Annotated in this window: 17 protein-coding genes and 1 tRNA gene; 2 read left to right on the top strand and 16 right to left on the bottom strand. The window is 65.3% G+C overall.

What is annotated here, in order from left to right:
* The 7 genes from HNR01_RS25605 to HNR01_RS25635 all read right to left on the bottom strand — a co-directional run.
* On the bottom strand, window positions 1–665 hold a 665-nt coding region (locus HNR01_RS25605; protein WP_183670637.1), incomplete at its 3' end, for a dTDP-glucose 4,6-dehydratase.
* A gap of 690 nt (window positions 666–1,355) precedes the next feature.
* Window positions 1,356–1,733 (bottom strand): hypothetical protein, encoded by a 378-nt coding sequence (locus HNR01_RS25610; protein WP_183670639.1) that lies wholly within the window; start codon window positions 1,731–1,733, stop codon window positions 1,356–1,358.
* 69 nt (window positions 1,734–1,802) lie between these two features.
* A complete protein-coding gene (locus HNR01_RS25615) occupies window positions 1,803–4,145 on the bottom strand; it encodes a glycosyltransferase (protein ID WP_183670641.1) in 2,343 nt (780 codons plus the stop codon).
* A 21-nt stretch (window positions 4,146–4,166) separates the two neighbouring features.
* The gene (locus HNR01_RS25620; protein ID WP_183670643.1) at window positions 4,167–4,898 is read right to left on the bottom strand and encodes a hypothetical protein; all 732 of its coding nucleotides are present in this window, start codon (window positions 4,896–4,898) and stop codon (window positions 4,167–4,169) included.
* Window positions 4,899–5,490: 592 nt separating this feature from the next.
* Window positions 5,491–5,580, bottom strand: a tRNA-Ser gene (locus HNR01_RS25625).
* Window positions 5,581–5,732: 152 nt separating this feature from the next.
* Window positions 5,733–7,901 carry a glucans biosynthesis glucosyltransferase MdoH gene (mdoH, locus tag HNR01_RS25630; protein WP_183670644.1) on the bottom strand — a complete coding sequence of 723 codons (2,169 nt, stop codon included), beginning with the start codon at window positions 7,899–7,901 and terminating at the stop codon, window positions 5,733–5,735.
* 40 nt (window positions 7,902–7,941) lie between these two features.
* The gene (locus tag HNR01_RS25635) at window positions 7,942–9,603 is read right to left on the bottom strand and encodes a glucan biosynthesis protein D (RefSeq protein ID WP_183670646.1); all 1,662 of its coding nucleotides are present in this window, start codon (window positions 9,601–9,603) and stop codon (window positions 7,942–7,944) included.
* A 303-nt stretch (window positions 9,604–9,906) separates the two neighbouring features.
* On the opposite strand from HNR01_RS25635, the gene HNR01_RS25640 reads away from it, so the two are divergent.
* Window positions 9,907–11,073 carry a dimethylmenaquinone methyltransferase gene (locus HNR01_RS25640; protein WP_183670648.1) on the top strand — a complete coding sequence of 389 codons (1,167 nt, stop codon included), beginning with the start codon at window positions 9,907–9,909 and terminating at the stop codon, window positions 11,071–11,073.
* 119 nt (window positions 11,074–11,192) lie between these two features.
* On the opposite strand, the gene HNR01_RS25645 is transcribed toward HNR01_RS25640, so the two are convergent.
* Window positions 11,193–11,417: a hypothetical protein gene (locus tag HNR01_RS25645; protein WP_017484456.1), complete on the bottom strand. Its 225-nt coding sequence runs from the start codon at window positions 11,415–11,417 to the stop codon at window positions 11,193–11,195.
* 610 nt (window positions 11,418–12,027) lie between these two features.
* On the opposite strand from HNR01_RS25645, the gene HNR01_RS25650 reads away from it, so the two are divergent.
* Window positions 12,028–13,071 (top strand): LLM class flavin-dependent oxidoreductase, encoded by a 1,044-nt coding sequence (locus HNR01_RS25650; protein WP_153875629.1) that lies wholly within the window; start codon window positions 12,028–12,030, stop codon window positions 13,069–13,071.
* On the opposite strand, the gene HNR01_RS25655 is transcribed toward HNR01_RS25650, so the two are convergent.
* The 8 genes from HNR01_RS25655 to sfnG form a co-directional block, all read right to left on the bottom strand.
* On the bottom strand, window positions 13,060–13,275 hold the full coding sequence (locus tag HNR01_RS25655; protein WP_183670650.1) for a hypothetical protein: 216 nt from the start codon (window positions 13,273–13,275) through the stop codon (window positions 13,060–13,062). The genes HNR01_RS25650 and HNR01_RS25655 overlap by 12 nt on opposite strands.
* Before the next feature lie 188 nt (window positions 13,276–13,463).
* Window positions 13,464–14,807: an NCS2 family permease gene (locus HNR01_RS25660; protein WP_183670652.1), complete on the bottom strand. Its 1,344-nt coding sequence runs from the start codon at window positions 14,805–14,807 to the stop codon at window positions 13,464–13,466.
* 161 nt (window positions 14,808–14,968) lie between these two features.
* Complete coding sequence (locus HNR01_RS25665) at window positions 14,969–15,220, bottom strand: hypothetical protein (RefSeq protein WP_017484460.1); 252 nt, start codon at window positions 15,218–15,220, stop codon at window positions 14,969–14,971.
* A 121-nt stretch (window positions 15,221–15,341) separates the two neighbouring features.
* Window positions 15,342–17,579: a molybdopterin cofactor-binding domain-containing protein gene (locus HNR01_RS25670; protein WP_153875633.1), complete on the bottom strand. Its 2,238-nt coding sequence runs from the start codon at window positions 17,577–17,579 to the stop codon at window positions 15,342–15,344.
* A gap of 26 nt (window positions 17,580–17,605) precedes the next feature.
* Window positions 17,606–18,580: an FAD binding domain-containing protein gene (locus tag HNR01_RS25675; RefSeq protein ID WP_017484462.1), complete on the bottom strand. Its 975-nt coding sequence runs from the start codon at window positions 18,578–18,580 to the stop codon at window positions 17,606–17,608.
* 12 nt (window positions 18,581–18,592) lie between these two features.
* Window positions 18,593–19,246: an aldehyde dehydrogenase iron-sulfur subunit PaoA gene (gene paoA, locus HNR01_RS25680; protein ID WP_153875634.1), complete on the bottom strand. Its 654-nt coding sequence runs from the start codon at window positions 19,244–19,246 to the stop codon at window positions 18,593–18,595.
* A 162-nt stretch (window positions 19,247–19,408) separates the two neighbouring features.
* A complete protein-coding gene (locus HNR01_RS25685) occupies window positions 19,409–20,668 on the bottom strand; it encodes an SfnB family sulfur acquisition oxidoreductase (RefSeq protein ID WP_153875635.1) in 1,260 nt (419 codons plus the stop codon).
* A 244-nt stretch (window positions 20,669–20,912) separates the two neighbouring features.
* Window positions 20,913–22,037 (bottom strand): dimethylsulfone monooxygenase SfnG, encoded by a 1,125-nt coding sequence (gene sfnG, locus HNR01_RS25690; protein WP_153875636.1) that lies wholly within the window; start codon window positions 22,035–22,037, stop codon window positions 20,913–20,915.
* Window positions 22,038–22,189: the final 152 nt, after the last annotated feature.

The following is a 22,189-nucleotide window of genomic DNA, read 5'->3' on the forward strand; positions in this document are numbered from 1 at the left end:
CGCTCGTTCATCCCGTCGCCGTAGACCGGCAGCGGCTTGCCCTCCAGCGCCGCCAGGATCATCAGCGGGATCAGCTTTTCCGGGAAGTGGCGCGGTCCGTAATTGTTCGAGCAGTTCGTCACCAGCACCGGCAGGCCGTAGGTCTCGTGCCAGGCGCGGGCGAGGTGATCGGAGGCCGCCTTCGACGCCGAGTAGGGCGAGCGCGGGTCGTAGCGGCTCTCCTCGGTGAAGAAGGCGTCCGGCGGCAGCGAGCCGTAGACCTCGTCGGTGGAGACGTGGAGGAAGCGGAAGTTCGCCTTCGCCGCGCCGGACAGGCTCTCCCAGTGGGTGCGGGCGCCGTCGAGCATGACCTGGGTGCCGATGACGTTGGTGCGCACGAAGGCGCCCGGATCGGTGATCGAGCGGTCGACATGGCTCTCGGCGGCCAGATGCATCACCGCGTCCGGCTTGAAGTCGGCGTAGAGGGCGTGGACGCGGGCTGGATCGCAGATGTCGGCCTGTTCCAGGCGGTGGCGCGGATCGTCCGCCAGCGGCTGGAGCGAGATCGGGTTGGCGGCGTAGGTCAGGGCGTCGAGGGTGAGCACCTCGTGGCCGAGATCCTGCACCAGATGCAGCACGAGGGCGGAGCCGATGAAGCCGCAGCCGCCCGTCACCAGAATGCGCATCGTGTCCTTCCTATATGGCTGTACATACTATGCTGCATACAACAGATGCATAACGATGGGTCGCGCCTACCACTCTGACGGAAAAATGCCCGACTATGTGAGGAAAGAAATGGCATGTTTCCAAAAAACTTTGAAGCGACATGTTTGATAAACGCTAATATTAAGAGTCGTCTCATTATTCAAGCGCCGCATTGCCCCACACATTGGTAAGTATAATGCTCGACGATTTTTTAGCCTAGAAAAGCGCTAGTCATTTCAAAGCGAAAACGCTTTGCCAGCGTGCATTTGATTTGTAAAAGTAACAAATCCACAATCCGCGAAAATTAACATGACAATAGATGCCGCGGTTGATTTGAAACGATCGAACAATCTAATCCGTTAGTTCGAGAAAGATACTTCAACCCTTGGCCGATGTCTGCTACGATGAGGCTCAATCTGAGCGATTTACCTATCGACAACTTTAATCTCCACAGTTGAATCGCACATCTGCATCCGCGACTGCCGAATTGGCTAGGGAACACAGAAACATAATCATCGGCCTAGATCGCGGATTGGAAGCTTCAACGTGTCGATCATTTGAGCCTTCTGCGATGAGGACGATGACCCGAGTTTTCGCATACATTGCAAAGTATTGAGCTACATCGAATCTATCTAGTAAGTATTTCTTGTCGCCCTGCAAGAGCTGACGCACTAAAGACAAGCGCCTTCTTTGACATTTTTCAGGAGCAGAGGAGAAACTTTTTGTAGACTGTTCTCGCTGAAGGAAAATATCTCCCAGACATTCCAAGTTGAGATATGTAACCGCCGAACTCCTTCCGGAGTATCCACAAGCAAATAACGCGCGATCTCACCTTCTGCCTGTACTAAACAAGTGCCTACTCCTAGCTCATATCCGATAGGGATCTCGTTGAGGGCAGGGAACTCCACCAGCCCTTCAATCTCTGAAAAGAGAGCATCGTAAACTTCAGGCGAAACGATGCGATGCCGCTGCTCATGATACACAAGCCATACATTCGGGTCCCCTGAAACGTAAATACGTTTTCCGGTTATCCTATCGAAACCAAACACTTTATGACACTCCTATATCTCGGCTAGCGCCCACCAGATAAATACGACAGCACATTTTCTTACCTAGCACTAGTCATGATCATAATAGAATTTTTCAGATTGCCAGCTCGCGGCACAAGGTATCATAGAAGTATTGTTTCCATCGTTACTTAAGGACATCAGAAATTCATTTAATTCAGACGGCTTCAGGTTGTATGACAGGGGCAACACAGTTCCAAACCGAGCTTCTCGCACTCTTGCAGCCTGCGCCCCAATATCGAATACTACAGGATGAAGATTCGATTCAAATGCAATATCAAGAGTATAACAATGTGTTTCAGGCCAAATAGATGGCAAAAGTATCACGTCTGGACGATCGGTCCGCAACATACTGTGGATCTCATCCTCGAGGTATCTTCCTGTAACTTCCATGTTGGGAAATTGAGCTAGCTCTTGGCGGTCACTGTAGCCATAAAGTTTAAATTTTAGAGGCAGTTGGCGGTTGTATGCATCAGCAGCAATGCGCAACAACAAGCTAGAGCCTTTATGCGGACCAATTGCTCCGACGATAGCAACTTTCTTCAGCTGATTACCGGGGGGCACTGTGAAATTAATGCTATTGCTTGAGATATTTCGACCCCCGAAATGCTTTCGAACTATGACGCTGTTTACATCAGGCATATATTTTTTTAGGCGACCGGTCACATCTTCATGGGGGACAATTATCCTTCGAACCTTCTTGAATAAATCGCTATAAATTGAGCGCCATTCGGTTATATTCGTTCCTGCGAGCGAGTCAGCCTCTTTGCTAAGACAATGCAGACAGTAATCTTCAGAGATACTATCGCAATACATACCACTCCAATCAGTCATAGTAATCTTAGGGCAAATACTGGCATAATCATGGGCGGTATAATACAAAGGCAAGCCAGTCTCGCTCAATGCGATGCAGAATTGAGCGATGCTTGGTAGATCGAAATCAAGCAAGGAGTGGATATGGACGAAGTCAAGCTTCAACTGACTGGCAAAGTCAAGAAGTCGCGTCCTGTCGTGCATAGCGATGGTGGGCAAGTTAGGGAATTCATGTAAACCTAAGCCAGAAAATAGGACGGTATTAGCCTCGCCTGGCCGACAATGAATTATGATGAAATCTTCATGATTAAGTCTTTCTGCAAGATCTTTAATATGCCTATCTGTCCCGCCACCACGCCCGTGTTCTATAAACAATACACGCTTTTTTGCAGCAGAAATACGCTGCAAATCGACATTTCTTCTGGCTTCGAGCAGTGAGTCTTCAGCAATGAAAGCTTGCACTTCTGCGTCGTATTCAGGATGTACACTTAGCAAAGCCGCATAGCCGGCCGCTTTACTTGCTAAGGCTGAGTCGTGAAAGGAGATTTCACCTGTATGCCGAACGAAGATGTCCCACGCTGCGAGATTTTGCCATCCAGACTTTTCTGCACGACGACAGAAATCATTCTCCTCGCCGTATCCACGCCCAAAAAGATCAACATTGAAGACGCCAATGTGTTCGATGCAGCTTCGATTAACATAGAAACAGAAGCCGACTCCGGTTATTATTGACGATGAACGTCTATAGTTTCCAAGGCGAAACATTCGATCGAGATCTTCATAATCCGTTTCTAAGTCGGTGTTGTTATTTGCAAGGTAGTAAGGATATGATAGGATAGTTGCATTATTTGAAAACGGCGTCACAGTGCCAATATTTTGCTCCTTTTTTGCATGATAACGCAGTCGATCAAGCCAATCGCCGTATACTATGGTATCGGAATTGAGTAGCACGACGTCTCGATAACGGCTCAATAACATGCCGCGGTTGGTTGTGCCAACAAATCCCAAATTTGTAGTGTTGCGCAAAAGATAGATATGTCCGGCTGCTGAAAGCATATCCAGCATTTCAGATAATTTTGCGTCGGGGCTTTGGTCATCAATGACAATCAATCTATACGGAGTTTCATTACATGATTTTAAGACTGAAAATATACATGCTAATGTATCATCATATCCCCTGTATACAGGAATAATGATATCAACAACTTCTATTGAGTCTGCAGCCGACGCTTCAGAGTTGCATCCTCTGATAGAATTCCAATCATCATCGAGCGGGGCTTGAGGCTTCACAGAAATCGCACCTTTTCCTAAGCGGATCTCTCGACCTTCTATGCGCCCATATTCTATATAGTGAGTCAAAGGGTTAATGCCCTCGACACGAACATCTGAATTATGCTGCAGATAAAACCTCGTATCAAAAAAACGTGACGGATTTAAGTTTTTCTTCCATCCTACAGTGTCGAAGTGATCGAATGCAGTTTTGTTATCTGGAAAGATCTCGCCTGCCTGAACAGCATAATAATGACTGTCGAAAAGCCCAAGCTTGAATGCTTTATCCAGCATGTCTTGCGCCAACCTCATCGATACCAATCTCCGTCAAATTTAGATTTTATTAATCTTAAAGCGCAATTTCGAAAAAAGTTTTCTCGTCTCTCCAATCGCACTTCGACGTCCAATGTTTTCGGCTTGGCGCTTATATAAATCTAATTTGATTTTCATTTTTTCCAACTCGGTTTTGATTTCCGTTAGCTCGGAATTTTCAGCTCTATCTTTGTTTTCTATCCCTGTGTTGAAGCTTTTGACCCACCGTTGATAATGTTCTTTTGACTTCATATTTTCTATGTAGTTTACTACCATCTCCAGTCTCTCAGCGAACGAGCGCGAAGGATCCCGTGTTTCGAAATGCGATTGTAGTTCTGCTAGTTGCGCCAGTCGTTGCTCAAGTTGATTCATTGCTAAGCCCTTGAAAACGCTCGCTTCCTGGGCCTGAATTAGGGCGGCACGTAGATCCGCATTTTCAATCGCTTCTAACAGACGCATTCCCTCATAGTCCTTATTGATTTTGTTCGAATTTGGATGGTTGAGGGATCCAATTTTTTCGTGAATGTCACTCAGCTTTGCAAGTACTTCTCTCATGGAAGAATGTAGCGAATCTTTTCGCCCATCCGGCCTATCACTTGATCTAATTAGATCATTGCCATATAGATCATATCTAGTCGGAAGAGATGCCACTGTGCTCCTCACCGAATCAATTGCTGCATTGATATCTTCAATATGCGCAGAATGATTGCCGCGTTCTGGTGAAAAATTGCCGTGCTCTTTCATGTTGATCATTCTGCTTCCAGCCATGCTGTTCCAATAGAATTAAATGTAAATACGTTCTCGCTCAGGGCATATAAGCGACAAACTATTTACAATCGTAACTTGAGCGGACGCATGACGCGCGCGTCTATCTCACCTTCTTATATTGCTTTACCACGGCCATAAAGGTGTTCATCAAAAATGCAAGGCTTGACCACGGAGCTCGGCTGTAAAGCCTGCGGTCTTGCCCTCGCTCGCCACATCGGCTCGGCGGAATGCGAGGTCTAGGAGCCGTGAGTTCCAGTCAAAGGAAGCGGAGCCGAGCAATAGCTCGTCGCAATCGGCCAGTCTTGCGTAATTAGTAAGCAGGCCGTCTAAATGGCTCGTAAAACCTTGCATATGTATATCTAATCAGATCCCGAAGCTTTCCAGTGGTCGTCTGTGATAGAAATTACCTTCGTGTTCAGCAGTCGAGATCGGCAGCGGCCGAAGCTGGTGGATGCATTTCTCAGCATCTATCGAGCCCGTCATAATCTAAAATTCTGGCGCTCCAGCGCTACGATCTACTCACACTCGTTCGCAGTGACAGCCCAGAAAATTTCGCTCTGCCATGTAATCAAAAAACTGGCGGAAGGGGTGGGATTCGAACCCACGGTGGAGTTGCCCCCACGGCGGTTTTCAAGACCGCTGCCTTAAACCACTCGGCCACCCTTCCGCTTCCGCTCGGAGCTGCGCGATCGCCGCCGGCCCCGGCGGTGGAATCTGTCTATGACCGCGCGGGGATCAGCGTCAACGTGCGATGTGCGGTTCGGCGCTTCGCGGGCGGCGGGCCCGGGGTGGTCACGGGAGGGCGACGGAGCGCGAGGATCAGGCGGGCTTCAGGCGCGAGAGCTGATCGAGGCCCGCGCGGTCGTGGAGCAGCGCGAAGCGCTCCTTCGGGGTCAGCCAGGTCCGTGCTTCCGTCAGGGACTCCGCCTCCACGATCTTGGCGCGGGCCAAGGTGTGATCGGCGTCGATGTGACCGCGCGGACGGGGCCTACCCTCGGGGAGCATCGCCGCGTGGGCTTGGGCGAGGGCGGCGTCGGCGTGGAGGGCGGCGAGCGCGTCCGCGTCGTCGAAGCCGCGCGCCGCGTTGCGGCGGGCGAGTTCGCCCGCGCGCTGCGCGATGGCCGGCGGCGCCTGCTCCTCGGGGGTGACCAGCAGGCCGCGGCCCTTCAGGGCGAGGCCGAGCGCCAGCTGCCCGCTCGCCCAGGAGAGCGGGATCGCCAGAACGAGGCCGAGGATCGTCGGCGACATCCACAGGAACAGGGAGGTGGCGATGGCGAAGGCCGCAACGCCGGTGACGAGGCCGAGGCCGGTATGCCAGCGGTGGCGGCGCACGATGTCCGAGACCGGAATCGAGCCGTCGTCGCGGCGCTGCGGGTTCCAGCCGGTGTCGCGTCCGGCCAGGATCTGGAACACCGAGCCCGACTGGATCAGCATCGCGATCGGGGCGATCAGCGCCGAGAGCAGGATCTCGATCAGGAACGACAGGGTCAGCCGCCCGGCCCCGCCGCTCGCCCGCCGCGTCTCGGCATCGAGCAGCGCGAGGATGAGGCCGAGAACTTTCGGGGCGAGCAGGATGCCCATGGTCAGGGCGAAGAGCTGGAGCGCGCGCACGGGGTCGAAGCGCGGCCAGACCGGATAGAGGCCGAACTCGGCCGAAAAATATTCCGGGCGCACCCAGGCGGTCTGCAGCACGATGACGATGCCGATCACGAGTTGCGCAAGCCAGAGCGGCGAGGCGACGTAGCCGGCGATGCCGGTCGCGAAGTGCTGGCGCGAGGCGGGCGCGAGGCCCGCCGCGCCGATGATGCGGGCATGCTGAAGGTTGCCTTGCGCCCAGCGCCGGTCGCGCACGGCGAGGTCGATCAGCGAGGGCGGGCTCTCCTCGTAGGAGCCCTCCAGGCGCGGCAGCATGGTCACGCCCCAGCCGGCGCGGCGGATCAGCGCCGCCTCGACGAAGTCGTGGCTGAGGATGTGGCCGCCGAAGGGCGGGCGGCCCTTGAGGTCCGGCAGGCCGGCGGCCTCGGCGAAGGCCCGCATCCGGATGATCGCGTTGTGGCCCCAGTAATTGCCGTCGCGGCCCGACCAGACCGAGAGGCCGGTGGCGATGACGGGGCCGTAGATACGCGCGGCGAATTGCTGGAGCCGGGCGAACAGCGTGTTGCGGTTGATGATGAGCGGCAGGCTCTGGATGATGCCGGCCTGCGGATCCGCTTCCATCGCGGCGGCGAGCCGCACGATGCACGCGCCGGTGAGCAGGCTGTCGGCATCGAGCACCAGCATGTGGTCGTAGGCCCCGCCCCAGCCGGTGACGAAATCGGCGATGTTGCCGGCCTTGCGGTGATGGTTCTTTTCCCGGTGGCGGTAGTAGAGGCGGGCCTCGGGCCCGAGTTCCTCGCGCAGGGCCAGGAAGGCGCGCTCCTCGGCGATCCAGGCATCGGCCTGGGTCGAGTCGGACAGGACGAACCAATCGAAATGGCGCCCGAGGCCGGTGGCCTCGACGGCCTCGTGCATCGCCTGGAGCCCGGCGAAGACCCGGGCGCTGCCCTCGTTGTAGACCGGCATGACGATGGCGGTGCGAGTGGCGAGCCCGGTCGGGAGCGGGGCCGGAGGCTCGCGCCGCAGCAGCGCCGCGAAGCCGAGAAGCGCGGCGGTGAAGGCCAGGGCGATCCAGGAGAAGTTCAGGACGAACAGCACCAGCAGCACGTACTGGAGCCACGTGGTGCCGCCGGAGACCGAGATCACCTCGTACATCTGCCAGCCGCCGTAGGCGGTCAGCGCGGCCGCGCCGCCGAACACGAACAGACGCGCCAGCAGCGGGCCGCCGCCGCCGTCGCGGCGCGTCGCGGGCCGGGTGCGCAGGTCCTGCACCGGCATCGTCAGCGGCGCCCGCTGCGGCATCGCGGCCCGACCGAGGCTCGCCTCGGCACGATCCTCCACCGGCGCGGGGCGGTCCATCACGGTCGAGACGCTGGCGGCGGGGTCGGGCATCGTTGCTCCGGCGAGGATTCGGGGGAGGGCCGGGAAGGATTCACGGCGTCCAGCGGTAGAGCCACGTTTCCGTGATCTGCCGCCCTTCGGTCTTGAGGGCAAGGCGCAGCTCGACCGCCCGCTCGCTGCCCGGATCCAGCTCGAAGGCGACGCGCACGGTGCGGGTTTCCGGACGGGCGATCCAGCGGGTCGCGCCCTCGACGATCCGGCCGGGACCGGCGATCAGCACCGTGTCGAGGGGCACCATCGCGCCCTCCGGCGTGAACAGGACGTCGCCGGTGAAGTCAACGAGGAACAGGCGCCGGGGCGTGGCGCCGCCGCGGCCGCTGCGGGTGCCCGTGACCCGTGCGAGCGGACCGACCGACGGCTCGCCGCCCCAGTGTTGCCGGTAGGCGACGCGGATCTCCTGACCCGCCGGCAGGGCCGCCTTCGGCCGCCAGTAGGCGATGACGTTCTCGTTGATCTCGGCGTCGCTCGGGATCTCGAGAAGGGTCACGGCGCCCTCCCCCCACGGGCCCGCGCTCCCCTCGCCGCCTTCCTTGACGCCCGCCGCCTCGCCCGGCTCGACCCACAGCGAGGGGCAGCGCTCCCAGGGGTGAAGGTGGTCCTCGAAGGTCGTGGGGGACCGGTCGCGCTGGATCAGGCCGAAACCCTGCGGGCCATTGTCGAGGAAGCCCGAAATCTGGAGCGTCTCCGGGTTGCGCACCGGGCGCCAGATCGCCTCGCCGCCGCCGTTGCGGATCTGCAGGCCGCCCGCGGCGTAGACCGCGGCCCGGGCGTCGTCGGCGCCGCGCCGGTCGTGCGGGCCGAACAAGAACGGCGCCTGCATGCCGCCCAGGCCCAGGTGGTCGATCGCCTTGCGGGTGACGAGGGTGGCGGTGACCGCGGCGGTCGAGGTCGCGCCGGGGCGCAGCTCCAGGCGCAGGGCCGCGGCGAGCGAGTCGGAATCGATCAGGGCATGGATCACGAGCGGGCCGTCGGGCGTCCTCGGGCGCTCCACGAACAGCGCGCGCCAGCGCGGAAATTCCTCGCCGCGCGGGTCGGCCGGGCGCAGCATCAGGGCGCGCCCATTGACGCCGAATTCCTGGCCCTGCCCCACCAGCCGGTAGAAGCAGGCGCCCTGGAACACCGCGAAATCCTGGTGCCGCTCGCCGAAGCGCGCGCGGATGCGCAGGCCGGAGAAGCCGGGATCGGTCTCCGGCAAAGCCGCCACGCCCGCCTCCGATCCGGCCTCGTAGTGCCCGCGCTCGTAGACGACGGGGCGGACGACGCCGTCCTCGACGAGGAACAGCGCGACCCGGTCGGTGTAGTAGAAGCCGCGCACGAGCGGCTCGACGGCGAAGCCGTGCGGCTCGCCGCCCCAGATCAGCGCCTCGGACCGGAGGCGGATCCCCTCGTAGGCCTCCCGTGGCAGGTTCTTGAGCGCGTCGGGGACGTCGTTCGCGGGCTGGCCCGCGAAGGGGCGGTTGCCGAGCGCCCGGGCGAGGTCGGGCACGGTGGCGTCCGAGAAGGGCGAGCCCGCGGCGGGGAGCGCCGGCGGCGCGGCCTCGGCTCTCGCGGCGGCCGGCAGCAGGGCCAGGGCGGCGCCGGCCGCGGCGCCGCCGATCAGCCGGCGCCGGTCGAAGCAAATGCCGTCGCTCGGGCCGTGGGAACGGTCGATCGGCCGCGCATCGCGGGTCGAAGGTTCGGTCGCTTGCGTCATGCCCTCGCCGGTTCTCGGGATGAAGAACGGTTGCAGATTGGATCTCTCAACGCCTGAACCGGGCGTTAAGGTTGCCGGGTTTGCCCAGTCGCCGCGGCGTCGTCGCGGCCTCGTCGCGCCGGTGTCGCGGTGCATCGGCCGCCGCGTCCGGCCGATGCGCGACGCGCCGGAGCCACCGAAGGCCCGTGGACCTTTCGGGGCCGGTCGGCGTAAGAGGCTCGGACCTCGCACGCCGCACCGGCGGTGCCCGCCGTCTCGCGTCCCGCGAGCCTCCTGTCCAGCCTTGAGCCGAGATTTCTGCCGATGATCGTCACGCAGGTCTCCCATCACGACCTCGACGGCTACGGTGCCACGACGGTCGCCGCCGCCTTCGCCGAGGTGTCGCGGGTGATCCATGTCGCCCGCTATTCCGATGTCGGCCCGGTGGTGGAGGACGAGCTGAAGCGCCTGCGCGGCACGGCGGCCTCCGAGACGCTGCTGATGACCGATCTCGGGCTGGAGGAGCCGACCATCGCCTTCCTGCGCCGCTTCGCCGCGATGAATCGCGGCCGGGCGGAGGAGGCACGCCACCGCCTCGTGGTGCTCGACCACCACGCCTCCTCGATCGACCAGCTCAAGCGCCAGAACCTCGAGATCGGGCCCGATCCCGAGCGCGCCGGGCTGCTGCGGGCCGATCTCGGCGACCCGGAGGTGTTCGTGCTGATCGACGAGGCGCATTGCGCCACGCGGATGGCGCACGACCAGCGCGCCCTCTACGCCCCCGAGAAGACCTTGCCGGAGGAACAGGCGGCCGACCTCGCGACGCTGATCGAGGCGGTGGAGGCGCTCGACCTGTGGAAGAAGGGCGAGCCGCCCTTCGCCGGCGGCCTCGCCCTGGACGAATTGTTCTGGGACAGCGTCTCGACCCTGGTCCCGGCGGGCCATCCCTGGCACGACCGCTTCGTCTCCGACCTGCTGATGGCGGCGGCCGGCCTGCTGCGGGCGGGCGCCACGCCGGCCGAGCTGGAGCGCCGCGCGGGCGAGCTCCGCGCCGGCCTCGTCGACCGCCTGCTCGCCGGGGAGGCCGGCGACGACCCGACGCTCACCGCGCGCCAGCGGCTGGCCCGGGCGCTCGCCCGCTCCGACGCGCTGTTCCACCCGCTCTCGGACGGCACGCTGCTCTCCTTCGGCCTCGATTCCGGCACCTTCCAGCGGGTCTCCGACCAGGTGATGGAGGCGGGCCGCGCCAAGCGGGTCGTCAACGTGCAGCGGGCGGGCACGCTCTCGTTCCGCTCCATCGACGGCACGGCGCTGGACGGCGCCCGCGCCTTCCGCGGCGGCGGCCACCGCGACGCGGCCGGCGGCAAGCTGCCGAACGGCAGCGCGCATTCGCGGGAGGATGCGGTCGCCCAGGTCGAGCCGGTGCTCAACCCCCCGCCCCCGGACCTCTCCGGCAGCCCGTTCGCCGCTCTGAAGAACTGGAAGGGGTGATCGTTACAGCCCGAGGTGCCGGCACCGCGCGGCACCTCGGGCCGGGGGCTCGGATCGGACGGAGGCCGGCGGCCTCCCGCGCAGGCGGCTCCGGTGCTCGGTCGTCCGGTCGAACGGTCTCAGATCCCCAGGTTGAGCGGCAGGTCGAACAGCGTCGAGTGATCAACGTAGCTGACCCGAAGGGTGTGGTCGCGGACCTTGTCGTTCAGGGTGTCGGCCTCGCGCAACGTGCGGATCATGTCGCGGGCGGCGCGGAAGGCCATGCCGCAATCGGGGCAGTCGCGCGTTTCCGTCCGGCCGATCTTCCGGCCATTGCGGCATAGCTCGAAATGAAAGAGTGGCATCCGGCGCCGGTCTCCGAGCCGCGGGTCGGATGACGTTCGTGCAAACCTTGAGCCGTGACGACGAGTACAACCCGATGTGCTGGAAATTTCGCTTCCGTGCCGGGTGATTGGGCAGGCTCTAAGCTTCCGCGCCAGGAAAAAGCCCGCCGGCTTTCACCGACGGGCTCTCGCAGGGGCCACGCTCTCGCGCGCGGTGGGAGCTGCTGCCCCGTCCTCGGACCGGCGGGGGAACTCGACCTTCCGCAGCGTTCAGGGAGCCACTATCCCTGCCGATTCTGGTTGGGTGGCGTGTCCTGATCCGCGTCGGCGGTGCGCGCGGGGGAGCCGTTAATGCCGTGATGTCTCATGGCCGACCTCCTTGTCTCAGGGCGACGCCGCAGCGCCGACGAGGAGAGGCTAGGACGGTTCGCGCGCCTCGCGCAAGCCCCTTTCTTTCCGCCGGAAATAAGTCTTCCGACGGCGCTCGCGCCCTGCGAGCGTCCTGCAAGCGACCTGGGCGCGATGGCCCGGTTCCTTGCGCCGGGCCGCCTCGCACACGATCTGTCCGCATCGAGGGGAAACCGATTTTGTGCGCCCGCACAGGCGCAGAGCGAAGGTGCGTCACGCGTCCATGCCAGCTCCCACCCCCTCCTCCCTGCCTCCCCTCTCCGTCCTCGATCTCGCCTTCATCCCGGAGGGCGCCACGCCGGGGCGGGCGCTCGCCAACAGCGTCGGCCTCGCCCGGCACGCGGAAGCGCTCGGCTACCGCCGCTTCTGGCTCGCCGAACACCACAACATGACCGGCATCGCCAGCGCCGCGACGGCGGTGGTGATCGGCCACGTGGCGGCGGGCACCCGCCGCATCCGCGTCGGCGCGGGCGGGATCATGTTGCCCAACCACGCGCCACTGGTGATCGCCGAGCAGTTCGGCACGCTGGAATCGCTGTATCCGGGCCGGATCGACCTCGGGCTCGGCCGGGCGCCGGGCACCGACGGGACGACGCTCCGGGCCCTGCGCCGCGATTACGGCTCGGCCGAGCGGTTTCCCCAGGACGTGCTCGAATTGCAGGCCCTGTTCGGCCCGGTCCGGGAGGGGCAGGCGGTGCAGGCGGTGCCCGGCGCCGGACTCAGGGTGCCGCTGTGGATCCTCGGCTCCAGCCTGTTCGGGGCGGAGCTCGCCGGCATGCTCGGCCTTCCCTACGCCTTCGCCTCGCATTTCGCGCCGGACGCGCTGCTGCCGGCGCTCGCGGCCTACCGCGCCCGCTTCCAGCCGTCCGAGCAGCTGCAGCGGCCCTACGCCATGGTCGGCATCAACGTCGTCGCGGCGGAGACCGACGCGGAGGCGCGGCGCCTGTTCACCACGGCCCAGCAGCAATTCACCCGGCTGGTCCGCGGCACCCGCGGTCTCCTGCCCCCGCCGATCGACGACATCGAGGCGTATTGGAGTCCGTCGGAGAAGGCGCAGGCCTCGCGGATGCTGGCGCGCGCGCTGGTCGGCTCGCGGGAGACGGTGCGCGCCGGGCTGGAGGCGCTGACCGCCGAGACCGGCGCCGACGAGGTGATGGTGGCCTCGGCCATCTACGACCACGAGGCGCGGCTCGCCTCCTACGCGATCCTTGCCGAGGCGCATGGCGGCCTGGCGGCGCAGGCTCCGACCGCGCGCTCAGCGGCCTGAGCGGACGCTGTCCTTCGCGGGCTTGTCGGGAGCGGGCGGCGGGGGAAACTGCGTGATGTGGCGCAGGGCCGGCGGTGCCTCCGCGGCTCCGACGGGGCCGGCACCCGCCTTCTCCGTCACCCGCGCGATGCCGCTGCCCAGGGCGAAGCCGCCGAGGCCGAGAAGGACCGCGAGGCCGGTGCGCTTGATGGTGCGCTTGATCATGGCCGGTATCCATGGCCGGTGCCGTCCGAACCCGGCGGGCCTGGACGCCGTCGATCCTGGCGCGAATTCATTGACGGATCGTGCCACCGGTCGCGCGGCGGCTCGCGTTCTCGTCCTCGATCCGGTCGATCGCGTCGGAATGGCGGGTCTGAGCCTGGCTCCGGTGCCGCGCGGGCACGCCGATACACTCAGTGCGCGCCGCCGGTCTCGACGAACTTGAACAGGAAGACGGCTGCGATCCCCCACACCACCGGCTTCACCTCGCGGGCGCGGCCGGTGAGCGCCTTCAGGACGGCGTAGGTGATGAAGCCGAAGGCGACGCCGTTGGCGATGGAATAGGTGAACGGCATCAGCAGCGCGGTGACGCAGGCCGGGATCACCTCGGTGAGATCGTCCCAGTCGAGGGCGGTCAGGTCGCGCAGCATCAGGCAGGCGACGTAGAACAGGGCCGGCGCGGTGGCGTAGGCCGGGACCGAGCCGGCCAGCGGCGCGAAGAACAGGCAGGCGAGGAACAGGACTGCCACCGTCGCGGCGGTGAGCCCGGTGCGTCCGCCCTCCTCCACCCCGGCGGCGCTCTCGAGATAGGCAGTCGTGCTCGACGTGCCGAGCAGCGAGCCGGTGAAGATCGCCGCGGAATCCGCCATCAGCGCCCGGTCGAGCCGGGGTGAGCGCCCGGCCTCCGGCAGGAGCCCGGCGCGGCTGGCCACCGCCATCAGCGTGCCGGTGGCGTCGAACAATTCGACCAGGAACAGCACGAGGATGACGTTGACGAGCCCTCCCGTCAGCGCGCCGGGGATGTCGAGGGCGAACAGCGTCGGCGCCAGCGAGGGCGGCGCCGAGACGATGCCCTGGAAGGCGTTGCCGGCGAAGACGAAGCTCAGGCCCGTCACCGCCAGGATGGTGAGGAGCAGGGCCGCCTTGATCCGCCGGGCCGAGAGCACCGCCACCATCAGGAAGCCGAGCGCGGCCAGCACCGTGCCCGGCTGGCGCAGGTCGCCCAGCGTCACGAAGGTGGCGGGGCTTGCCGCCACCACGCCCGCGTTCTTGAGCGCGATGATCGCGAGGAACAGGCCGATGCCGACGGTGAGCGCGATCCGCATCGAGCGCGGGATGCCCTCGACGATGATCCGGCGCAGACCCGTCAGCGTCACGGCGAGGAAGCATAGCCCGGAGATGAACACCGCCCCCAGGGCCGCCTGCCAGGGATAGCCCATGCCCTGGACGACGACGTAGGCGAAGTAGGCGTTGAGCCCCATCCCCGGCGCCAGCGCCACCGGCCAGTTGGCGGCGAACGCCATCACGGCCGAGCCGAGCGCGGCGATGAGACAGGTCGCCACGAAGACCGAGCCCTTCGGCATGCCCGCATCGGCCAGGATACTCGGGTTGACGAAGACGATGTAGGCCATGGTGAGGAAGGTGGTGAGCCCCGCCAGCAGCTCGGTGCGCACGGTGGTGCCGTGCGCCTCCAGCTCGAACAGCCGCTCCAGCAGATTCGGCGGCGCAGCCGTTTCCGGTTCGCGCTTCATATCCATCACGCCCTCGACCCCCCGCCGTCACCGCATCCATGACTGGGCATGAGCGGGATGAAGACTTGCACGAAAAGCCGGTCGGGCCGGAAGGGCCTTGCGGGGTGCGCCGCCCGCGAACGCGTCATCCCGAGATGCGGCGGAGGGCCGACGAGCCGCCCGCGCCGTCAGTGAAACGCCGTCATCCCGCCGCGGGCGGCCGGTCCGGACAGGGGCAGGCCGAAGCGGCCGGTGCTCGGGCTGATCGCGTTCGTGGTCCAGCGCGGATCGTGCGGGCGCGGGCGCTCGGAGGGCGGAAGCTGCTCGATCAGCCGCCGGTAGCGGGCCGAGGCTTCGTCATCGGGGAAGGCCTGGGCGGCACCGGCCAGAGTGATGCCGCCGAGGACGAGCGCGATGGCAAGGATCGGAAAACGGGACATGGCATGACACTGCGTTCCGGCCGGGGCCGGTGGGGGCGTTCGAGGAGGGCGATACGTCCGAGATGGGCACCCGGATCACGATCCGCAATCCGGGTGCCGTCAAGGCGATGGCGCGAGACGATCAGGTCCGGCGCTGTGCCGCGCCCTCCCGCTCGTTCCAGCCGTCGAGCACCTTGTCGAGGGTGAGCGGGTAGTCGCGGATGCGCAGGCCGGTGGCGTTGTAGACGGCGTTGGCCAAAGCCGCGCCCGCGCCGCAGATGCTGACCTCGCCGAGCCCCTTGCTCTTGAGGGGGTTCGCCTTGTCGTCGAGCTCGGGCAGGAACACCGCATCGATCGCCGGCACGTCGGCATGCGCCGGCACATGGTACTCGGCCAGATCGTGGTTCACGAAGTAGCCGTAGCGGGCGTCGGTCTCGGCCGCCTCCATCAGCGCCGCGCCGATGCCGAAGATCATGCCGCCGATGGCCTGCGAGCGGGCGGTCTTCAGGTTGAGGATGCGCCCGCCGGTGAACACGCCGAGCATCCGCCGCAGCCGGATCTCGCCGGTATCCGCATCGACCCCGACCTCGGCGAAATGCGCGCCGTAGGAGTGCTGCGAGAACTTCTCCTTCATCGCGCCGGGCTTGATCTCGCCCTTAGCCTCGAGCCCTCGCGCGCCGGCCAGCTCCGTCAACGTCTCCGAGCGGTCGCCGGAGGTGACCTTGCCTTCCGCGAACACCGCGCCGTCCGGGTTCATGCCGGCCGTCTGCAGCAGCGCCTGCCGGAGGTTGTCGCAGGCGACGTAGAGCGCCGAGCCGGCCGAGCCCGCGCCGAACGAGCCGCCGGAGCCGGCGGCCTTCGGATAGGCGGTGTCGCCGATCTCGACGCGGATGCGCTCGATCGGCAGCCCCATCATCTCGCCCGCGATCTGGGCCAGGATCGTGTAGGTGCCGGTGCCGATATCGGTCATCGCCATCCGCACGGTAAGCGTGCCGTCGGGGTTGAGCCGCACGCCCGCCTGCGAGGGCATCAGCGGGTTGAGGCGCGAGGCCGCCGCCATGCCCATGCCGACGAGCCAGCGCCCGTCCCGCGTCGTCCCGGTGGCGCCGCGCCTGTCCCAGCCGAAGCGCTGCGCGCCCTCGCGCATGCAGGCGACGAGCTGCCGGGTGGAGTACGGCACCCGCTTCTCCGGATCCTGCTCGGGCTCGTTGCGGATGCGCAGCTCGATCGGATCGACCTTCAGCTGCTCCGCCAGCTCGTCCATGGCGCATTCGAACGCGAGCTGGCCCACCGCCTCGCCCGGCGCCCGCATGGCGGAGGCGATCGGCACGTTGAGATTGGCGAGCCGGTGCCGGGTCAGGCGGTTCTGCGCCGCGTAGAGCGAACGGGTGACGACGGCCGAGGTCTCGTAGAACACGTCTCCCGGTGCCGTCGCCGACCACGATTCGTGGGCGATCGCGGTGAGCCGCCCGTTCGTGTCGGTGCCGAGCCGGATGCGCTGGATCGTGTCGCTGCGGTGGGTGGCGACGTGGAATTCCTGCTGGCGGGTCAGCGCCACCTTCACCGGGCGCTTGAGCGTCTTCGAGGCCAGCGCGGAGAGGATCGCCTCGGGCTGCGGCTGCAGCTTCGAGCCGAAGCCGCCGCCGATATAGTGCGAGACCAGCCGCACGTTCTCCGGCTTCAACTTCAGCACCGAGGCCAGCGAGGTCTGGCCGCGGTTGAGCATCTGGTTGGCGGTGAACAGGGTCACACGGTCGCCGTCGGGGCCGGTCTCCCATGAGGCGATGGTGGCGTGCGGCTCCATCTGCGCGTGGATCTGCACCGGCGTCGTATATTCCACGTCGAGCGTCACCGGCGCGGCGGCGAAAGCGCCGTCGAAATCGCCGAGTTTCGAATCCGGCGGCGTCTGGGCCGGCTTCGGCTCGACGGCCGTGGGCCGGGCCGCCTTCAGCAACGCCTCGGGCTTCTCGGCGTCGTACTCGGCCTTCACGAGGGCGGCCGCCGCGCGGGCCTGCTCGAAGCTCTGCGCCACGACGAAGGCGATGGGCTGGCCGTGGAAGCGGATCTCGGGGCCCTGCAATTGCGGGTAGACCTGTTCCTTCTTCTCGCCCTGCTCCGGCACGTTCTCGTGGGTCATCACGAGAAGGACGCCGGGCGCACGCTTGGCCGCGGAGACGTCGAGGCTGCGGATGCGGCCGCGCGCGATGCCGGCCTCGACGAGAAAGCCGTAGGCGGGGTTCTTGAGGTCGCGGGTCTCGTAGGCGTAGGGCGCGCGGCCCGTGACCTTGAGGCGCCCGTCGATGCGGTCGATCGGGCGACCGACGAGCCCGTCCGGCTTGCCGTCGAGAGGCGTCGCGCCGATCGGCTGGTTCATGTCCATGGCGGAATTCCTCAGGCTCGAAAGGGTCAGGCGCGAAGAGCTTCAGCGACGGTGGCGCGCAGCGTCCGGCGGGTGAGCGGGATCTTGAAGTCGTTGGAGCCCTGGCCGCGGGCGCCCTCCAGCACCCGGTCGGAAGCGGCATCCGCCGAGCCGGTCTCGACCAGGGCGGCCTCCGCCGCCTCGATCCGCCAGGGCTTGTGGGCGAGCCCGCCGAAGGCAAGCTTGGCCAGCTTCGGCCGGTCGCCCTCCCCCTTGGCGATGATCGCCGCCACCGACACCGTGGCGAAGGCGTAGGACGCCCGGTCGCGGACCTTGCGGTAGAGGTGCACGCCCGCGACGGGTTTCGGCAGCGTCACGGCGGTGATGAGTTCGCCGGGCTTGAGGGTCGTCTCGATCTGCGGCGTGTCGCCGGGCAGGCGGTGGAACTCGGCGATCGGGATCGTTCGCGTCGCGCCCTTCGGGTCGATGGTCTCCACCGTCGCGTCGAGGACCCGCATCGCCACGTTCATGTCGGAGGGGTTGGTGGCGATGCAGGCGTCGCTCGCCCCCAGCACCGCCATGATCCGGTTGAATCCGCCGATGGCGGCGCAGCCCGAACCGGGCTCACGCTTGTTGCAGGGTTTGGTCGTGTCGTAGAAGTAGTAGCAGCGGGTCCGCTGCAGCAGGTTCCCCGCCGTGGTCGCCTTGTTGCGCAGCTGGCCCGAGGCACCCGCGAGCAGGGCTTTCGAGAGCACCGCGTAGTCCGCCCGCACCCGCGGATGCGCGGCGAGATCGGAATTGCGCACCAGCGCGCCGATGCGCAGGCCGCCCTCCTCCGTATCGGTCACGTCGGCGAGCGGCAGGCGGTTGACGTCGATCAGGGTCGCGGGCGTCTCGATCTGGAGCTTCATCAGGTCGAGCAGGTTGGTGCCGCCGGCGATGAAGCGGGCGTCGGGCCGCTCGGCGGCGAGGCGCGCGGCGTCCTGGACCGTGGCGGGGCGCTCGTAGGCGAAAGCCTTCATGGTCTCGCCCCCTCAGATCTTGGTGCCGGCGTCGCGGATCGCCGCGACGATGTTGGGATAGGCCGAGCAGCGGCAGATGTTGCCGCTCATCCGCTCGCGGATTTCCTCGTCGCTCAGAGAGACCTTGGCCGAGAGATCGCCCGTGACGTGGCTCGGCCAGCCGGCCTCGATCTCCGACAGCATGCCGGCGGCGGAGCAGATCTGACCCGGCGTGCAGTAGCCGCACTGGTAGCCGTCATGGTGCAGGAAGGCGGCCTGGAGCGGGTGCAGCTCCTCGCCCTTCGCCAGCCCCTCGATGGTGGTGACGTCGTCCCCCTCGTGCATCGCGGCCAGGGTCAGGCATGAATTGATCCGCCGCCCGTTCACCAGAACCGTGCAGGCGCCGCACTGGCCGTGGTCGCAGCCCTTCTTCGAGCCGGTGAGGTCGAGATGCTCGCGGAGCGCATCGAGCAGCGTCGTGCGGGTGTCGAGGGTGAGGTCGTGCCGCTGCCCGTTGATGGTCAGCGAGACCGGCATGGTCTGCGGCTGCGGGTCGGCGGCCGCTGCCGGGGCGGCATTCGCCCGGCCGCGCATCGAAGCGCCGAGCGTCGCCAGGGCGGCGCAGCTTCCCATCACCGTGCGGCGCGTCGGGTCGAAGCGCCGGTCTCTCGTCGAATGATCCGTCATGAAGCCTGCCGTTCCGCGCTTCCGGACCGGCCGCGGCGGGGCGCGGCCAGTCTGGAATGGATCGAAAACCGGCAGGGGAACGCGACCGGCGTTCAGGTTGATCCGAGCCGGTGCCGCGCCCCTATGGCGCAGCGGTCCGGTCCGTCGTCCCGAACGGCGGCCTCAGCTCCAGGCGTGAAGCGGCGGGTTCACCCCGTTGAGCGCGTGGTTGCCGACGATCGCGTATTTCCAGCGCACGGGATCGTGAAGCGTGTGGGTGCGGGCGTTGCGCCAGTGGCGGTCGAGATTGTGCTCGGCGAGCGTCGAGCGGGTGCCCGAGAGTTCGAACAGGGTGTTTGATGCGGCGAGGGCCACCTCGGTGGTGAGCACCTTGGCCTCGGCGGTGGCGATCTGGGCCGCGGCCACGCTCTCCGGCGTCGGGTTCGCCACCGCCGCATCGATGGCGAGCCCCGCCCGGTCGAGCAGGGCTTCCGCCGCGTGCTGGCGGATGGTCAGGTCGCCGATGGCGCGGATGGTATGGGGGTCGTCGGAAGCCCGCTCCTGCCCGCTGTCGATCCAGGGGCGCGCCTTCTCGCGCACGAAGGCGATCGTGTCGTCGATCGCCTCGCGGCCGATCCCGGCATCGACCGCCGCCTGGATGATCTGGAAGATCGCCCCGTCCGCCCGCGGCGCCTCGTAGGCGCGGTAGCCCGGCACGAGGTGGCTTTTTTCCACCCGCACGTCCTCGATGATCACGGTGCCGCTCGCGGTCCCCCGCTGGCCGAAGGCCGACCAGTCGTCGATCACCGTCAGCCCCGGCGCATCGCGCTCGGCGATGGCGTACCAGGCGCGGCCCTCTCCATCGAGGGCGACGATGGGCACGAGATGGGCGAGGAGCGCGCCGGAGGAATAGAACTTCTGGCCGCGCACGATGACGTGATCGCCGTGGTCGGTGAAGCGGGTCTCGAACTCGGCGGCGCGCCGGGTGCCGCGCTCGGAAAACGCGTTGCCGAAGCGGGTGCCCTTCAGGACCTCGGCGAACAGAAGGGCCTGCTGCTCCGGGTCGGAGACGGTGCGGATCGCCGCGACGATGCCGAGATGGTTCTGGGCGATCTGCGCGATCGACGGGTCGGCGGCGGCGATGATCGCGATCACCTGCGCCAGTGTCCTGTAGGAGACCTCCGGCCCGCCGAAGGCTTTCGGCACGTTGATCGACCACAGGCCGCTTTGCGAGAAGGCGTCGAGTTCGGCCAGCGGCCGCGCGTTGGTGCGGTCGCGCTCGGATGCGCCCTCGCGGAATTCCTTGGCCAGTTCGTGGGCGATGCGGATCGCCTCGGCGTCGTCGCGGATGATGTGGGCCGGCGTCGCCGGGCGGGCGGGGCCCGGCACGCCCTGCGGCCGGCTGCCGGCCTCGGCCGTGGTGGGGCTGACGGCGATGGTCATGGGCGGTCTCCGAAGGAGGGACGGGTTCGCCTCTCCCCGCGTGCGGGGAGAGGCCGGCCTGCACCTCGTCGTGCAGGCCGGAAGCGGAGGCGTAGCCGGAGCGGCGATGAGGGGGCGGCTCCGGATGAGCCTCTTTCTGGCAAGCCCCCTCACCGTCGGCTGCCGCCTTGCCGCGCCGACGACGAGGTCGTCGCGGCCCTCTCCCCGCGTGCGGGGAGAGGGATGTACGGCCAATGGGCGTGGCTCAGGCCGCCTCGGCCCGGCGCTCGCGGGCGGCCTCCAGCGCGCGCACCCGCGGGATCACCTGCTCGCCGAAATACTTCACCTCCTCCTGGAAATGCAGGAAGGCGAGCAGGGCGAGGTCGGCGCCGGCCTCCTTGAGGGCGAGGATGCGCCCGGCGATCTGGTCGGGCGTGCCGATCAGGTTGGTCTTGAAGCCGTCGTTGTACTGGACGAGATCGTTGAAGCTCGACTTCGCCCAATTGCCCTCGCCTTCGGGCGAGGCCGCGCCGGCATTCTTCACCTCGTGGCCGAAGGCCTTGACCGCCTCCGGATCGGCGTTGTCGATGATCTCCTGGAGGACGGCGCGGGCCTCCTCCTCCGTGTCGCGGGCGATGACGAAGGCGTTGACGCCGACCTTTACGGAATGGCCGTTCGCGGCCGCCTTGGCGCGGAGATCCTCGACCTGGGCCCGCACGCCGTCGGGCGTGTTGCCGTTGGTGAAGTACCAATCGGAGACGCGGGCGGCCATGTCGCGGGCCGCGCGCGAGGAGCCGCCCTGGAAGATTTCGGGCAGGCGCGCGCCCGGCTTCGGCTTCAGGGTGTAGTCGTTGTAGCGGTAGAAGTCGCCGCGGAAGCTGAAGCTGTCCTGGGTCCAGATCCCGCGCAGCGAGCGGATGAACTCCTCCGAGCGGCGGTAGCGCTCGTCGTGGTCGAGCCAGGGCTCGCCGATCGCCCGGAACTCCCCGGAGAACCAGCCCGAGACGATGTTGACGGCGATGCGGCCCTCGGTGAGCTGGCTGATCGTGGCGATCTGCTTGGCCGCCAGCGTCGGGTTCCAGGGGCCGGGCAGGAGCGCGGCGATCACGGTCAGCCGCGTGGTCGCGGCGGCGAGCGCGTGGCTGAAGGCGACGGATTCGTGCTGGTACTCGGCGCCGTAGCCGGCAGTGAAGCGGATCTGCGTCAGGGCGTAGTCGAAGCCCGAGGCCTCCGCGATCTGCGCCAGTTTCCGATTGTAGTCGATGTCCCAGCTCGTGCGCTGCTCGATCCGGCTGATGACGAGGCCGCCCGAGACGTTGGGCACCCAGTAGGCGAAGCGGATCGGATCGGGCGAGGAAAGGTCTGTCCGGACGGTCAGGGCGGCAGTCATGGCGGCACGTCGCTCGTCTTCGTGAGGAAAGATCTGTAGAGATCTGAGACGAATTGGTGTTTTTATTATTGGTTCGTCTCGTTGATACAGATAATCGCTGGAGAACGACGCGTCGTCAAAGGAATGATCGGATCTTTTTCTGATCGGAACGA

The organism is Methylorubrum rhodesianum, from assembly GCF_014199985.1.
GTDB lineage: Bacteria > Pseudomonadota > Alphaproteobacteria > Rhizobiales > Beijerinckiaceae > Methylobacterium > Methylobacterium rhodesianum.

Excerpts from the sequence above, each read along its gene's own strand:
- HNR01_RS25615 (WP_183670641.1), bottom strand. The coding sequence starts at position 4,145 with ATGAGGTTGGCGCAAGACATGCTGGATAAAGCATTCAAGCTTGGGCTT.
- HNR01_RS25620 (WP_183670643.1), bottom strand. The coding sequence starts at position 4,898 with ATGATCAACATGAAAGAGCACGGCAATTTTTCACCAGAACGCGGCAAT.
- mdoH (WP_183670644.1), bottom strand. The coding sequence starts at position 7,901 with ATGCCCGACCCCGCCGCCAGCGTCTCGACCGTGATGGACCGCCCCGCG.
- HNR01_RS25635 (WP_183670646.1), bottom strand. The coding sequence starts at position 9,603 with ATGACGCAAGCGACCGAACCTTCGACCCGCGATGCGCGGCCGATCGAC.
- HNR01_RS25640 (WP_183670648.1), top strand. The coding sequence starts at position 9,907 with ATGATCGTCACGCAGGTCTCCCATCACGACCTCGACGGCTACGGTGCC.
- HNR01_RS25645 (WP_017484456.1), bottom strand. The coding sequence starts at position 11,417 with ATGCCACTCTTTCATTTCGAGCTATGCCGCAATGGCCGGAAGATCGGC.
- HNR01_RS25650 (WP_153875629.1), top strand. The coding sequence starts at position 12,028 with ATGCCAGCTCCCACCCCCTCCTCCCTGCCTCCCCTCTCCGTCCTCGAT.
- HNR01_RS25655 (WP_183670650.1), bottom strand. The coding sequence starts at position 13,275 with ATGATCAAGCGCACCATCAAGCGCACCGGCCTCGCGGTCCTTCTCGGC.
- HNR01_RS25660 (WP_183670652.1), bottom strand. The coding sequence starts at position 14,807 with ATGGATATGAAGCGCGAACCGGAAACGGCTGCGCCGCCGAATCTGCTG.
- HNR01_RS25665 (WP_017484460.1), bottom strand. The coding sequence starts at position 15,220 with ATGTCCCGTTTTCCGATCCTTGCCATCGCGCTCGTCCTCGGCGGCATC.
- HNR01_RS25670 (WP_153875633.1), bottom strand. The coding sequence starts at position 17,579 with ATGGACATGAACCAGCCGATCGGCGCGACGCCTCTCGACGGCAAGCCG.
- HNR01_RS25675 (WP_017484462.1), bottom strand. The coding sequence starts at position 18,580 with ATGAAGGCTTTCGCCTACGAGCGCCCCGCCACGGTCCAGGACGCCGCG.
- paoA (WP_153875634.1), bottom strand. The coding sequence starts at position 19,246 with ATGACGGATCATTCGACGAGAGACCGGCGCTTCGACCCGACGCGCCGC.
- HNR01_RS25685 (WP_153875635.1), bottom strand. The coding sequence starts at position 20,668 with ATGACCATCGCCGTCAGCCCCACCACGGCCGAGGCCGGCAGCCGGCCG.
- sfnG (WP_153875636.1), bottom strand. The coding sequence starts at position 22,037 with ATGACTGCCGCCCTGACCGTCCGGACAGACCTTTCCTCGCCCGATCCG.